Genomic DNA, 13,820 nt, shown 5'->3' with positions numbered 1-13,820 from the left:
AGCGGTCGGTCCGGCCGGTGCGCCGGCGGTGCAGCGCGCGGGGCTCGCCGCGCCGGTCCGGACACCGCCCGGACCCGGACGCCACGCGCCCGGACCGCACGGGGCCGGGCACGGCCCCGGACGGCCGGGGTCCGGCGTGCCGCTCAGGGCGGCGTCCGCCGCTCCGCTCGTCCCGCTGCCGCTCCAGCGCGCCGCTGACGCCGGTGCCCGGGAGGACGGCTCACCGGCCGGACGGGAGCCGGAGCGGCGGCAGCCGCCCGGTGTCACGGTCGTGCAGCGCGAGGCAGCCGTAGCGGCGCCCGCAGCACCGCGGCCGCCGTCCCCCGCAGCGGCGGGACCGCGGGGCGGCCCCGGTCCCGGCTTCGCCCCGGATTCGCTGACGAGCGACCAACTCGACCAGCTCGCCGGTCTGTTGCTGGCACCACTGCTGCGGCGGATCCGCAAGGACAAGGAGAGGAGGGACAAGCTGGCCCGGCTGCTGTTCCACCCGACCATGCGGCTGCTGAGGGACAACGGCCGACTGGACGAGCTGGCCCGGGTGCTGCTCGGTCCGATGTCCCGGCTGCTGCGTGCCGAACTCCGCCAGGAGCGCGAACGGATCGGCAGGCTCCGCGACTCCCGCCGCTGACCGGGCGCCGCCGCCCGGACGGCACCGGCCCGCACCCGCAACGCCCGGAAAGCACCGTCCAGAACAGCACCGCACCGCACAGACCCGCACCACCCGGAACAGCACCGCCCGAACCCGCCCCGCCGAGAACACCGCCCGCAAGCACCGGAACAGCACCGCCGAACAACGCCCCCGGGCAACGGTCCGGACCGCCGCCCCCACGGCCGCGCCCCGGACCACCGACGAGAGAAAGAAACCGGAAGGTCGACCCATGAGCACCGAGGATCCCGGCTCCACCATCTACTTCACGCTGTCCATCGACGGCCAGGACCTGGGCTCGTTCAACGGGTGCGAAGGGCTCGCGTCCACCGTGGAGGTCGAGCAGCGGCACGAGGGCGGCAACAACGACTTCGTCTGGCAGCTCCCCACCCGGATCGTCCACTCGAACATCCGGCTGACCCGCCCCCTGACCCCGGACACGGCGCGCGTCGCCGCCTGGATCTCCGAGGTCGCCACCGGCGTCAGCCGTCCCACCGCGCAGATCTCCGCCCTCCGCGCGGACGGTTCGCTCGTCGCCCGCTGGGGCCTGATGGACGTCCTGCCGGTCAGCTGGACCGGCCCGACGCTCGACCCGGCGAACCCGAGCGTGGCCACCGAGGTGCTGGAGATCGCCCACCACGGCTTCACCGACGCGGGAGGCGAGTGATGGCCGGCCGGAAAAGCGCAGGGAAGGGCGGCGCGGCACTCGGCAGCGCCGTCCAGGGCCTGGCGGGCCAGAGCCTCGTGCGGGCCACCCTCCGGGTAAACCAGCCGCCGACCGGCAGCAGCAACTCCCCCGGCGCGCTGATCAAGGAACTGGAGTTCCAGTTCAACCCCTCCGAGCTGTCGCTGAGCCGCCGCTCCACCTGGAAGAGCACCGCAGCGGCGGCGGTCCGCGACGCGCCGCCGCCGGAGTTCATCGGCCCGGAGCCGCGCTCACTGGACGTGGAGGTGTTCCTCGACCGCTCCGACGACCCGGGCTCGAACGACGTGCAGAAGGCGTGCGAACTGCTGCTCTCCTGCTGCGAGGTGACGGAGGCCAGCATCGCCGCCAAGCGGCCCTCGACGCCCTGGGTGAAGTTCCAGTGGGGCAACTTCTCCACGGTCAGCTTCAACGCCTACGTCGGCTCGGTCGACGTCGAGTACACCCTGTTCGCCTCCAGCGGCCTGCCGATGCGCGCCACCTGCCGGCTCCACCTGGAGGAGATCCCGAGCGGCAAGCCGGGCCAGAACCCGACCTCCGGCGCGCTGACCACCCGGCGCGTGCACCGGGTGGTGGCCGGCGACTCGCTCCAGTCGCTGGCCTTCCGCGAGTACGGGGACGCCACCGCCTGGCGCCTCATCGCGGAGGCCAACGGCATCGACGATCCGGCACGGCTCCCGCCCGGCCGGGAGCTGCTGCTCCCGGCGGCCGAGGAGGTGGGTGCGTGATCCGCGCCGCGGCTCCCCGCGCCGGGGCCCGGAGCGGCGGGCGGGCACCGTGCGGCCCGTTCCGTAACCGGACGGGACGGCGGACGGCCCACACCCGCACTCCGTAGCACGGCGGTACGAGAACACCGCAGAACGAGCAGCGCAGAACGACCGCAGAACGAGAACACCGCAGGACGAGAAGGAACACAGGTCACCGACGTGCCAGAGGCAACCCGCTCCCATGTGCTGGAGGTCAGCATCAACGGCGCCGTGCTGCGCGGAGACGACGCCCTGCTGCTCATCGAGGGCTGGGTGGACTTCGCCGCCGGGGTGCCGGGCGCCTTCCAGCTGACCTTCCGCGACGAGGACCGCGAGGCGCTGCGGCTGGTGAACGCCGAGATCGGCGCCCCCGTGGTGCTGACCGCCGTCTCCGGCCCCCGGCGCACGAAGCTGCTCACCGGAGAGATCACCGGCCTGGAGACCGACTACGACGGCCAGGGCAGCTTCAGCATTGTGCGCGGCTACGACGCGGGCCACCGGCTGCTGCGGAAGAAGCGGGTGGCCGGCTACCGGGGCATGAGCGCGGCCAACATCGCGCGGGAACTCCTCCAGGACGCCGGGGTGCCGGCCGGGAAGATCGGGCCCACTTCGGGCACCTACCAGTACATCACCCAGGCCGGTGTCTCCGACTGGGACTTCCTCTGCCGGCTCGCGGACGAGAACGACGTGGTCATGTCGGTGGACGCGGACGGGAAGTTCCAGTTCGCCAAGGCCAAGCCGGCGTCCGGCGCACCCGCCGCCAGCTCCCCGCTCTCCCCCACCGACAACCCGCTGGAGCTCAAGGGCGGCCGGGAGGTGAAGCGCTGCCGTTCCACCGTCACCGCCTCCGACCAGGTGGCGCGGGTCGAGGTGCGCGGCTGGGACGTCTCGGCCAAGAAGGCCCTCACCAAGAAGAAGTCCGCCCAGCGCGCCAACGACGGCGCCCAGATCGGCATCACTCCCGGCAGGGCCCTCGCGGGCTTCAAGCCGGTGCAGAAGTTCGAACTGGCGCGCACGGACACTCCGTTCGACGTACAGCCGCAGGTGGACAAGGCCGCGGACGCGCTCGCGAACGATGTGACCGGCGCCTTCGCGGAGGTCGAGGTCTGCGTGCACGGCGAGCCCAAGCTGCGCCCCGGTGTGGCCGTCACGCTCACCGACGTCGGCAAGCCGTTCGAGGGCAAGTACACCGTCACCGGGGCCCGCCACGTCTACGCGGCGGGTGCCGGCTACGAGACCTGGGTGACCGTCACCGGCCGCCAGTGGCGCTCGTTCTACGGCCTGGCCTCCGGCGGCGGCGACGCCTACGGAGGCCGGCTGCCGAGCGTCGCCAACGCCCTGGTCACCGATGTGCAGGATCCGCAGCGCCGGGGCCGGGTCAAGCTCAAGTTCCCCTGGCTGGACGACAAGTACACCAGCGACTGGACCCGGACGGTGCAGTACGGCGGCACCCAGGGCGGCGGGGTGATCACCCCGAGCGTCAACGACGAGGTGCTGGTGGCGTTCGACCGCGGCGCGCTCGACCACCCGTACGTCATCGGCAGCCTGTACAACGGCCAGGACAAGCCGAGCCGCGGCGATGTGCAGTACTGGGACAAGCTGGGCCGGGTGGTCCGCCGCACCCTGGCCGACCGCTCCAACAACCGGCTGGACCTGCTGGACCAGCCGACGATGGGCCGCAAGCGCGGCGTCCGGCTCAAGACCGGTGACGACAAGCTGACGGTGTATCTCGACCGGACGAAGACCGAGATCACCGTGGACAGCAAGGGCTCGGTCTCCATCACCGGCGGCACCGACGTCACCATCAAGGCCGGCCGGGCCCTCAACATCCAGGCGGGCGGGCCGATCTCGATGCGCAGCGGCGCGGCCATCACCATGACGGCGGCGAGCCGCATCCAGGCCACCGCGCCCACCATCGGCCTCACCGGCTCGGCGGCGGTGAGCCTCAACGGAGCCGCCCTGGACGTGAAGACCTCGCTGGTGAACGTGGTCACCGGCGCGGTGAACGTGGTGTCGGCCGCGGCGATCAGCCTGCAGGCCACCGCCGCCGTCTCGATCCGGGGCCTCACGATCCCGCTGAACGGCGTCGTCACCATCAACAACAAGCCGATCCCCCTCTGACCGCCCGTGTCCCCGGCCACCGTCCGCCTCCGTCCCCGGCCCGCGCCCGTCCGTCCGCGCCCGTCCGCCCCCGTCCGTCCCGTGACCGCTGGAGCCCCGCTCATGCATCCGACCGCACCGACCGCACCGCAGCACCGCACCGGCCCCGGGGCCCGTCCCGGCCCCGGAAGGGCGGCCCGCCATGGCTGAGCAGTTCGTCGGTTCGGGCTGGGCGTTCCCGATGCGCATCAGCCCCTCCGGGGGCATCGCCCTGGTCAGCGGGGAACGGGAGATCGAGGAGGCCATCCGGCTGGTGCTGGCCACCGCGCCCGGTGAGCGGCCCATGCGGCCGGAGTACGGCTGCGCCATCCACGACCTCGTCTTCGCGCCCGTCAACGAGTCGACGGCGGGCCGCATCCAGAGCGAGGTCCGCTCCAGCCTCGACCGCTGGGAGCCGCGCATCGAGGTGGACGAGGTGGAGGTCACGGCGGGCGAGCCGGCCGTGCTCTACATCGACGTCCGCTACCGCATCCGCGGCACCAACAACCCGCGCAGCCTCGTCTTCCCCTTCTATGTGATCCCGTCCCACGACGAGCCGACGTCCGCCTCCGCCGAGGACGGCGGACCGGCCACCGAAAGCGACCGCTGATGGCACTGCCCTCCCCCAACCTCGACGACCGCCGCTTCCAGCAGTTCGTCGACGACGCCAAGCGCTACATCCAGCAGCGCGCCCCGGAGTGGACCGACCACAACGTGTCCGACCCGGGCGTGACGCTGGTGGAGACGGTCGCGCACATGGCCGACCAGATCGTGTACCGGCTGAACCGGGTGCCGGAGAAGAACTATCTGGCCTTCCTCGACCTGCTCGGCATCACCCTCTTCCCGCCGTCCGCCGCCCGCGCCGACATCACGTTCTGGCTCTCCGCGCCGCAGCCCCAGCCGGTCCTGCTGCCCGCCGGCACGGAGGTGGCCACCGAGCGCACGGAGACCGAGGAGGCCGTCGTCTTCGCCACCGAGGACGACCTCAACGTGCTGCCCTGCTCGCTGCGGCACGTCGTCGTGCAGCCCGGCGGGGAGACGGCCACCGACCGGACCCACGACGTGGCCGAGGGCAAGGACATCACCTGCTTCGCGGCCGCGCCCCGCCCCGGCGACGCCATGCTGATCGGGCTCAGCGCCGCCGTGCCGCACTGCGCGGTAGTGCTCGAACTCGGCAGCCGCGTCGACGGTGTCGGCGTGGACCCGCGTCAGCCGCCGCTGGCCTGGGAGGCGTGGACGGCCGACGGCTGGGCGCCCTGCGAGCTGGAGGAGGACACCACCGGCGGCCTCAACCGCCCCGGCGAGGTGACCCTGCACATCCCCGGCGGGCACATCCTCTCCCGCACCGGCCGGCACGAGGCGGGCTGGCTGCGCTGCCGGGTCACCGAACCCGCCGCCGACCAGCCCTTCTACACCACGTCCCCGACGCTGCGGTCCGCCGACGCCTTCACCATCGGCGGCTCCACACGCGCCGTGCACGCCGAGGTGATCACGGACGAGGCGCTCGGCGAAGCCACCGGCCTGCCCGGGCAGCGGCTGCGGCTGGCCCGCCCGCCCGTGGTCGCCGACACCCCGCCGCTGCACCTCCAGGTCGCCGCGGACGACGGCTGGTCCGACTGGGAGGTGGTGCCGCACTTCGCCGCCTCGGGACCGGACGACCGGCATGTGACGCTCGACCCGGCGACCGGCGAGATCGCCTTCGGCCCGTCCGTCCGCGAACCCGACGGCACCCTGCGCCAGTACGGCGCCGTGCCGCGCAAGGGCGCCGTCATCCGCGCCCGCCGCTACCGCACCGGCGGCGGCCGGTCCGGCAACGTCGCCCGCGGCACCATCCAGGTACTGCGCAGCTCGGTGCCGTACGTCACGCGGGTGGAGAACCGCGAGGCGGCGAGCGGCGGTGTGGACGGCGAGACGATCGAGGAGGCCAAGGTCCGCGCGCCCGTCACGCTGCGCGCCCAGGACCGGGCCGTCACCCTGCGGGACTACGAGCAGCTGGCCCGCCGCGCCGCCCCGGAGACCGCGCGCATCACCTGTCTGGAGGCGGACCCCGAGGAGCACGGCGCCTACGCGGTGCGGGTGCTGGTCGTCCCCGACGCCGTGCCCGACCGGGGCGGGCGGCTCCGCTTCGAGCAACTGGTGCCCGCCGACGACCTGCTGGAGCGGATCACCCACTACCTGGACGACCGGCGCCTCATCGGCACCCGGCTCGCCGTGGGCCCGCCCTACTACCAGGGCGTCACGGTGGTCTCCACGCTGCACGCCTTCCGGGGCGTCGACCACGACAAGGTACGGCAGCAGGCGCTGGACGCCCTGTACCGGCATCTGGACCCGCTGGTCGGCGGCGCGCACGGCAAGGGATGGCGGTTCGGGCACCCGGTGCAGGCCGGTGAGGTCTTCGCCGTCCTCCAGCGCGTCCCGGGGGTCGAACTCGTGGACGAGGTACGGCTGTACCCGGCGGACCCGCTGACCGGCAAGCGCGGTGACGCCACCGACCGCATCGACCTGGAGCGGCCCGCGCTGGTGTTCTCGTTCGACCACCGCGTCCGCGTGATCGGGGGCTGATCGCGGTGCGCGGATCGATCGACGGGCTGGGCAGCGCGCAGCCGCTCGGCCTGATGCTGCCGGCGCTCTTCGCGGACGACGAGCTGGCGCAGCGCTTCACGGCCGGGCTGGACGAGGTGCTCGCTCCCTTCCTGAACGTCCTGGACTGCCTGGAGGCCTACTTCGACCCGTCGCTGGCCCCGCTGGACTTCACCACCTGGCTGGGCGGCTGGGTGGGCGCGGAGACGGAGCAGGACTCCGTCGGCGGGTCCGCGTCGGGCGGGCCGGGGGCCGGGCCGGGACCGGTGGGCGCACCGGAGCACGGCCCGGGCGCCGGCGCGGAGGCGGGCGCGGAGGCCGGTGTCCCGGCGGAGCCCCCGCTCGACGGTCCGGCGGAGGCGCGGCTGCGCGAGGCCGTGGCCGTCGCCGCCACCCTGCACCGGCTGCGCGGCACCCGGCGCGGACTGGCCACGGCCGTCCGGCTGGTGTTCGGCGTGGAGCCCGAGATCACCGAAAGCGGCGCGGCGAGCTGGGCGGAGCGTCCCCTGGGCGCCGTACCCGGCGAGCGCCGGCCGCGTCTGCACGTAGCGATCCGGCTCCCCGAGCCGGACCCCGGGGCCGAGCCCCGCCTCGACGAACTGGTCGCGGCGGCCCGCCCCGCCCACATGCCCTACACGGTCTCCGTGACCGTCGCAGAGAGGACAACCCGATCGTGAACAGGGACAGCCGAACGGACGACCCCGGCCGGCCCGACACCTGCGCCGAGTGCGGTACGCGGGCGGAACCGGGTCAGCCCTTCTGCGAGGGCTGCGGAGCGGTCCTCGACTGGAACCCGGCCGGCGGCACGGGCGGTGCCGGACGGGCCGGAACGGCCGGAAGCGGTGCGGCCGGCAGCGGAACGACGGCGAGCGGTACGGCCGGCGGCTCGGGAAGCGGCGGTGCCGGCCCGGCCGGCGGGTCCGGGAGCGCCCCGGCCGGCGGCCCGTCGGGCGGGAGCCACGACGCCGGCCCCGGCAGCGGCGCCGCCCCGGCCGGCGGCCACACGGCCGCGGCCCACGGCGGACCCGCCACACCCCCGCCACCGGCCGCACCGCCCGGGGCCGCACCCCCGATGCCCGCCGCGCCACCGCCGTCCGCCGCCGCACGGGGAGTGGCGCCCGCGGCCGGGGGGACGAGCCCGGCACCGCAGCCCGCGGCGAGCCGGGGCGGAGGCGCCCCGGCGCCCCAAGCGCCGCACCCGGCCGCCGCAACCGCCGCCTCCGGCGGCACGGGTGGCGCGGGCGGCGCCGGCCACGGATCCGGTCATCCCGGCCCCGGCACGGGTTCCGCACGGGCGCTCTCCGACGACGACCCCACCGTCCGCAACGACGTCGTCCCGGCGACGGGCGCCCCGGCGTCCACCACGCACCCGGCCGGCGCCCCCGGCACGGCGGCAGGCCCCGCCGGCCCGCCCCCCGCCCACGCACCCGGCCCCGTCCCGCACGGCGGAGGGGGAGCCGTCCCGTCCCCGTCCCACGGCGGGCAGCCCGGAGCGCCCCGGAGCGCACCGCCCGCCGGGAGCGTCCCCGGGCCCGCCGGGAGCGCCCACGCGTCCCCCGCCCCGGACGGCCACCGCCCTCCGGAGCCGGCCACCCTCCGCAACCCCGCCGTGCCGGGCCCGCGCGACACCACCGAACGCACGCCGCAGGACGACGCCGCGGCCCGGGCCCGGGCCCTGCTCGTCCCCCTGACGGAACCGGAGCCGCCCACCCCCGCCGCGCCGAACCCCGTCGCGCCCGTGCTGCCGGGACGACCCGACGCGCCCCGCCCGCAGGTGCGCCAACCCGCCACCGAGACGCAGGAGTTCGGCACCGTCTGCCCGTGGTGCTCCACCGGCAACCGGCCCGACCGCCACTTCTGCCGCCACTGCGCCATGTCCCTGGCGGGCGGGCCCGACGGCCCCGCCGGGCGGCTCCCCTGGTGGCGCCGGCTGTTCGCCGGGCGGCGGCAGGCACGCTGGGCCGGCGACCGGCCGCGCCTGCGCCGCGGTCTGGCCTGGCTGCTGCCCCTGATCGGCTGGGGCCTTGTGGTGGCGCTCGTCGTCACGGCGGTCTTCATGGCACCGGCCGCGATCCAGGCGGTGAAGGACCACTTCGCCAAGCGGGCGCCCATCTCCCCCGACACCTACGCCGCCTCCCGCTCGTACGCCGACCACGGCCCCGAGCTGGCGTTCGACAAGTTCTCCAACACCTACTGGGGTCCGGGCATCATCGGCGACGGCGCGGGCGAGTGGATCGAGGCGCGCTTCGCCCAGCCCGTCGACTCGCTGGACGTCCTCATCACGCCCGGCGTCTCGGCGCGTTCGAACGAACAGGGCCAGAGCGCCCGGCCGAGCCGCCTGGAAGCACTGATCACCACCGCGGACGGCAAGAAGGAGACCCGGACGATCAACCTCGACCAGGGCGCCCGGCAGGAGCGTCCGCTCCGGGCACGGGACGTGGTCTCCGTGCGGTTCACCGTGGTGTCCTCGTTCGGAGCCTCGGCCGACAAGCAGGTGGCGATCGCCGAGATCGAGTTCTTCGGCCCCTCGGGCTCGTACTTCCGCTGACCGGCGCCCGGCGGTCCCGTTCGCCCGGAATTCACCCGGGCGGCGGGAACCGTCTCCGGCCCGCGCCCGTTGCACAGACGGGCAAAGAAATCGTCAAGGGCGCGGCCCGCGCCGGATTGAGCAGGGGATTCCATGGGTGTCAGCCTCTCCAAGGGCGGCAATGTCTCACTGAGCAAGGAGGCACCGGGTCTGACCGCGGTCACCGTCGGGCTGGGCTGGGACGTCCGTACGACCACGGGAACCGACTTCGACCTGGACGCCAGCGCGCTGCTCGTCGACAGCGCCGGCAAGGTCCTCTCGGACCAGCACTTCGTCTTCTTCAACAACCTCAAGAGCCCCGAGGGCGCCGTCGAGCACACCGGCGACAACCTGACAGGCGAGGGCGAGGGGGACGACGAGCAGATCAAGGTCTCGCTGACCACGGTCCCGGCCCAGGTCGACAAGATCGTCTTCCCGGTCTCCATCCACGAGGCCGAGACCCGCCAGCAGAGCTTCGGCCAGGTGCGGAACGCCTTCATCCGTGTGGTGAACCAGGCCGACAACAACGAGCTGGCCCGCTACGACCTCAGCGAGGACGCCTCGACGGAGACCGCCATGGTCTTCGGCGAGCTGTACCGGCACGGCTCGGACTGGAAGTTCCGCGCCGTCGGCCAGGGCTACGCCTCGGGCCTGCGCGGCATCGCCCAGGACTTCGGCGTCAACGTCTGATTGCCGTAGTTTCCCAGCCCTGGCCCGAGCTTTCGCGGATCCAGAGGCCGGTGGAGGGCTCAGCGGGGGCACTCGGCGCCGCACCTGCGTTGCCGAGTGCCCTCCGCGTCTTGTCCTCCGACTTGGGGAAGAGTGCTATGCCTGTCCTCTTCGGGGACTGGTCGCGCAGCACGTTTTGAGCCACGGCGGTTACATGATCCCCGTCCATTTCCAGGGCCGCGGCCCGCGCCGGCCACGAAGGCAGTCCACGCGATACTGCGCTTCCTTCGTCCACTCCGGTCGGGTGGCAGCGTGATGGGCTGCGTAGGTGGCCATGCGCAACTCGCGAGCGCCGGCGAGCAGTTCGTACCCCTCCCACTCCGTCACATCTACGCCGTACAAGTCGCAGAACTCTGCGTACTCTGGAGGGCTCACGGCGCCGGTCGTGGTGAGCTTCACCGCGGTGGAGACCAGGTCCCACTCCGGTGGACCCACAGACACCCGCTCGAAGTCCAACAGGATCGGACCGCGGGCCGTCCGGGCGACGTTGCCCACCCACGCGTCGCCATGCACGACGCAGTCGGGAAGTCCGGAAGGACGCCGGACCCACTGGCGTTGCAGCTCATCACGCCGTTGCCGGAGCCACGACCGGTCGTCCTCGGTCAGGGACGTCGCGGCGTCGGTCCTCTCCGAGACACGGACGAATGGGTCGAGGTCGCCCAGTGAGTGGTCGGGAACCGGTAACGGATGAAGCCTTCTGAGGAGCTGCACCACGTCGCGGACGGTGCCGTTCGTATGCGCTGGTAGTTCCTCCCAGAAGGTCACCGGGCGCCCGCTGACCTCGACCGGCTGGTCGACCGGCAGCGCGCGAACGGCTGGCACGTCATTGTCGGCCAGCCACTGTGCGACGCTCACCTCTCGGACAGCTGCCGCCCACTGACCGGGGCGCGCGATGCGTACGATGGCGCGCTGACCCGGCAGACGCCATATCTCGTTCTCGGCGATGCGGATCGGCTCGGCGGCAGAAGGATCGAGCCCGGCCGCACAGCAGGCTGCGGCCAGGACCGCGGATGAAGCGTGGGCCGAGATCGTCACGCCTGCAACGTAGCGCCGATTCGTTCGCGAAGGTACGCCACTTCGGGGGCGCCACGGTGCCGGGCGGCGAACCGGTTGAGTTCCTTCAGGTCATCCGCGGCCCGCCGGGAGGTCAGGTGGCCGGCGTCCGTAAGGGCTTGGTGGCCGATGGCTGTGGCCTGTTGCGGGTCGCCTTTGGTCATCAGAAGGCTCGCCAGCTTCGTACCGGAGATTGCGCGCGAGCGGGCGTATGCGTCGTCGTGGCCTTCGATGGCGGTCTCGAAGCGCCGACTGGCCTGTCCGGGGTTTTGGTCCTTCAACAGGACCAGGTCGTACAACGCGTGTGCGGTGTCCCCGTGGTGCTGGGCTTCGTTGTAGTACGCCATCCAGGGTGGATCGTCCTGCGGGTTGGACCTCGCGAAGGCGTCGTCGGCGGCGCCGACGGCCGCCGTGGCGCCGGCGATGTCGCCCATCTTTCCGAAGGCGCGAGCGCGGGCCGTGTGCAGCATGGCCTGGATGGTCGGTGTGAGCCGGTCGGCTCGGACGAGGCCCTTCTCCGCGTAGGTGAGGCCGGTGTCCGGGTCGCCGATCCAGACGGCCTGTCGAGCGAGGAAGGAGAACACCTTGGCGCGCAGGTGCCAGTCGTTGGCCTCCTCGGCACAGTCTGCGGAGATCTTGAAAGCGATGCGGGCGTCATCGTGTGCGTAAGCGTCGAAACGGGATGCGCCGACCACGACGCCCAGGCGTGCGACAGCGGTGTAGAGCGGGGCGCGGAGCTGCTCGGGGCAGGGGACGGTGAGCAGACGGACTGCCCACTCCATGGCTCGGCCGGCGAGAACGCCAACGAGCCCTCCGCCGCCGTGCGCGTTGTCCCGGCGGTGGATGTCTTCCGCCACGCTCAGGACTGCCGTGATGTCCTTGGGGCGAATTTTGGTGGGTGGCTCGTGCGGGGTGGTGGAGGCGACGAGCGCGGCAAGGTCTATCGATGCGATGGCGGCCAGACTGCTGTTGGCCAGGAAGGCGCGACGGTCCACAGGCTCAGTGCTCCCCAGCGGCGACGAAGTCTCTCTGCCCAGGATGCGGCCTTGGTGTGCCTGAACGGTGCCCTCCATCGAGGGGCCGGCATTCTTTTCCGTTTCACGACGGCGCTTTTCCGATTCGCCGGACACCATCCCCCAGGCGCGGGTGAGCACGCCGCCGGTCCTCAACACCTCGTCCAAACGCTCCGCCAGGTCGCGGCGGCACGAGGCCTGGCCCTTCTCCACCTTCTCGATGAGGGAGGGGCTGGCCTGCACCAACGGGCCTAACGAGGACGCCGAGTGGCCACGCTTCTTCCTCCAGTACCGCACCTCGTGGCCGAACCAGTCGCGCGGCGAGGCGTCGGGAGTCAGCTGCTTTTCGGGTCGCGGCACGGGGGTTCCCTGGGTCCTGAAACGGAAAGTCGAGCTTTCCGTTTCTGCATCTGCACGTTCGGGCTTCGGCCTGACTCAATGGTTGCTGACCGATCACGCACCAGTACACACCGCAGTCGGGCCTCTCGCGTGAGGTTCGCCCAGAACGAAGTGGATCTGGAATGGCCAGTCTCCTTGCTCACCCCACCGCTGCAACCGGCGTGCGCGGAACGACGCGCGCCACTGCGGGCATGCTGGAGATGGACTACGACGTGACGCCGCTGTCGGTGCGGATCGCGCGGGTCATAGTGAGCGCGCACTTGCGCCTGTGGGGCATGGAGAAGCTGGTCGACACAGGGGCTCTTGTCGTCTCCGAGCTGCTGACCAATGTCCTGCACCACGCTCGGCCGGACCGCGATGGGCGACGCAGCGCTCTCATCACCGTCACCCGCACTTCCGATGGGGTGGCGCTCTGCGTGCACGACGACGACCCATCGCTGCCGGAGCGCCGTTGCGCCGGCGATGAGGACGAGGACGGCCGCGGTCTCCAGCTCGTCAGCGTCATCGCGGACCAGTTCGGCGTGTCCCGCACTCCCAGTGGCGGCAAGGACGTCTGGCTCACCCTGCTGAGCCCTCGCGAGCCGAAGGCCGCCCCGTGAGCATGCCGACGGCGCTCTGCCGCAACCCCGCTCTCAACCACACGACAGTCCACGCCGGGCGGAGGCAGCACCGAATGACGAGCAGAGCGATACAGGCCGGAGGCGAACGGCTTACTCACACAGGGGGCAGCGTGAAGCCGGAGAAACCGGCGGCTGCCTCACTGACCACATTGGCCCGCCTCTGGCATGTGCTGCGTCACCCCCGCTGGTACGCCCGCCGGTGCGGCTTCGGCACGTTCCAGATCCTCGTTCTGCCCGCGGTGACGACCGGGAGCCTGCTCACGGCTCTGTATCGGCTCTGTATCTCGGCCACCCGCGGTAGCCCACTCGACGGGCATCAAGTCCCCCTCCTCGGCCATCGATCCGACTCGTTCCCCCCGGGGCCCGGGCCGGCCGGGGAAGGGCTGCACCGGCCAGCCGGCCGACAGCAATCATCACCCAGAAGGGATGTAGGCATGGCTCCTGCTGCTGTTCTGACCAAGCCGATCACGGAGACCACCACGGCTCCGACGGAGGACCCGTTCGACGTCCAGGTGGAGGTCGTCACCGAGATCGACGCCGAGCAGCTGCCGCAGGCCTGCGGCACCGGCGACGGCTGCAAGTCCACCTGCGCGTCCTCGTGCGCCAGCGCCGTGTGACGTACGGCC

Annotated in this window: 13 protein-coding genes; 11 read left to right on the top strand and 2 right to left on the bottom strand. The window is 72.7% G+C overall.

Going from position 1 to position 13,820, the window contains the following annotated elements; all coding sequences use genetic code 11:
• The first annotated feature begins 136 nt into the window (after positions 1-136).
• The 9 genes from IF83_RS33585 (at position 137) to IF83_RS0103085 (ending at position 10,070) form a co-directional block, all read left to right on the top strand.
• Positions 137-628 carry a hypothetical protein gene (locus IF83_RS33585; RefSeq protein ID WP_158710986.1) on the top strand — a complete coding sequence of 164 codons (492 nt, stop codon included), beginning with the start codon at positions 137-139 and terminating at the stop codon, positions 626-628.
• A gap of 250 nt (positions 629-878) precedes the next feature.
• A complete protein-coding gene (locus IF83_RS0103120) occupies positions 879-1,313 on the top strand; it encodes a phage tail protein (protein ID WP_030542453.1) in 435 nt (144 codons plus the stop codon).
• A complete protein-coding gene (locus tag IF83_RS0103115) occupies positions 1,313-2,077 on the top strand; it encodes a CIS tube protein (RefSeq protein ID WP_078843110.1) in 765 nt (254 codons plus the stop codon). Before IF83_RS0103120 ends, IF83_RS0103115 begins: the two co-directional genes overlap by 1 nt.
• Before the next feature lie 198 nt (positions 2,078-2,275).
• Positions 2,276-4,216, top strand: a complete 1,941-nt coding sequence (locus IF83_RS0103110) for a VgrG-related protein (protein WP_030542451.1) — start codon at positions 2,276-2,278, stop codon at positions 4,214-4,216.
• 181 nt (positions 4,217-4,397) lie between these two features.
• A complete protein-coding gene (locus tag IF83_RS0103105; protein WP_030542450.1) occupies positions 4,398-4,844 on the top strand; it encodes a GPW/gp25 family protein in 447 nt (148 codons plus the stop codon).
• Positions 4,844-6,796, top strand: coding sequence for a putative baseplate assembly protein (locus IF83_RS0103100; RefSeq protein ID WP_030542449.1), 1,953 nt, complete (start codon positions 4,844-4,846; stop codon positions 6,794-6,796). Before IF83_RS0103105 ends, IF83_RS0103100 begins: the two co-directional genes overlap by 1 nt.
• Positions 6,797-6,801: 5 nt before the next feature.
• A complete protein-coding gene (locus IF83_RS0103095; RefSeq protein ID WP_030542448.1) occupies positions 6,802-7,491 on the top strand; it encodes a phage tail protein in 690 nt (229 codons plus the stop codon).
• A 932-nt stretch (positions 7,492-8,423) separates the two neighbouring features.
• Positions 8,424-9,362: an NADase-type glycan-binding domain-containing protein gene (locus IF83_RS34510; protein WP_244176792.1), complete on the top strand. Its 939-nt coding sequence runs from the start codon at positions 8,424-8,426 to the stop codon at positions 9,360-9,362.
• A 132-nt stretch (positions 9,363-9,494) separates the two neighbouring features.
• On the top strand, positions 9,495-10,070 hold the full coding sequence (locus IF83_RS0103085) for a TerD family protein (RefSeq protein WP_019706684.1): 576 nt from the start codon (positions 9,495-9,497) through the stop codon (positions 10,068-10,070).
• A 189-nt stretch (positions 10,071-10,259) separates the two neighbouring features.
• Here the strand turns inward: IF83_RS0103085 and IF83_RS29785 are convergent, their stop codons facing one another.
• Positions 10,260-11,144 (bottom strand): aminoglycoside phosphotransferase family protein, encoded by an 885-nt coding sequence (locus IF83_RS29785; RefSeq protein ID WP_030542446.1) that lies wholly within the window; start codon positions 11,142-11,144, stop codon positions 10,260-10,262.
• A complete protein-coding gene (locus IF83_RS0103075) occupies positions 11,141-12,535 on the bottom strand; it encodes a helix-turn-helix domain-containing protein (RefSeq protein WP_107046691.1) in 1,395 nt (464 codons plus the stop codon). Before IF83_RS0103075 ends, IF83_RS29785 begins: the two co-directional genes overlap by 4 nt.
• A gap of 161 nt (positions 12,536-12,696) precedes the next feature.
• On the opposite strand from IF83_RS0103075, the gene IF83_RS0103070 reads away from it, so the two are divergent.
• On the top strand, positions 12,697-13,173 hold the full coding sequence (locus IF83_RS0103070; protein ID WP_244176791.1) for an ATP-binding protein: 477 nt from the start codon (positions 12,697-12,699) through the stop codon (positions 13,171-13,173).
• A gap of 455 nt (positions 13,174-13,628) precedes the next feature.
• Complete coding sequence (locus tag IF83_RS0103065; RefSeq protein ID WP_030542443.1) at positions 13,629-13,811, top strand: FxLD family lanthipeptide; 183 nt, start codon at positions 13,629-13,631, stop codon at positions 13,809-13,811.
• Positions 13,812-13,820: the final 9 nt, after the last annotated feature.

The organism is Streptomyces albus subsp. albus (genome assembly GCF_000719865.1).
Taxonomy (GTDB): domain Bacteria; phylum Actinomycetota; class Actinomycetes; order Streptomycetales; family Streptomycetaceae; genus Streptomyces; species Streptomyces albus_E.
Note: the sequence above shows the minus strand (reverse complement) of the source record. Positions and strands in the feature narration are given on the sequence as shown.

What these genes read in the sequence shown, in the direction of transcription:
- IF83_RS0103120 (WP_030542453.1), top strand. Translation starts at nt 879, where the DNA reads ATGAGCACCGAGGATCCCGGCTCCACCATCTACTTCACGCTGTCCATC.
- IF83_RS0103115 (WP_078843110.1), top strand. Translation starts at nt 1,313, where the DNA reads ATGGCCGGCCGGAAAAGCGCAGGGAAGGGCGGCGCGGCACTCGGCAGC.
- IF83_RS0103105 (WP_030542450.1), top strand. Translation starts at nt 4,398, where the DNA reads ATGGCTGAGCAGTTCGTCGGTTCGGGCTGGGCGTTCCCGATGCGCATC.
- IF83_RS0103100 (WP_030542449.1), top strand. Translation starts at nt 4,844, where the DNA reads ATGGCACTGCCCTCCCCCAACCTCGACGACCGCCGCTTCCAGCAGTTC.
- IF83_RS0103085 (WP_019706684.1), top strand. Translation starts at nt 9,495, where the DNA reads ATGGGTGTCAGCCTCTCCAAGGGCGGCAATGTCTCACTGAGCAAGGAG.
- IF83_RS0103070 (WP_244176791.1), top strand. Translation starts at nt 12,697, where the DNA reads ATGGCCAGTCTCCTTGCTCACCCCACCGCTGCAACCGGCGTGCGCGGA.
- IF83_RS0103065 (WP_030542443.1), top strand. Translation starts at nt 13,629, where the DNA reads ATGGCTCCTGCTGCTGTTCTGACCAAGCCGATCACGGAGACCACCACG.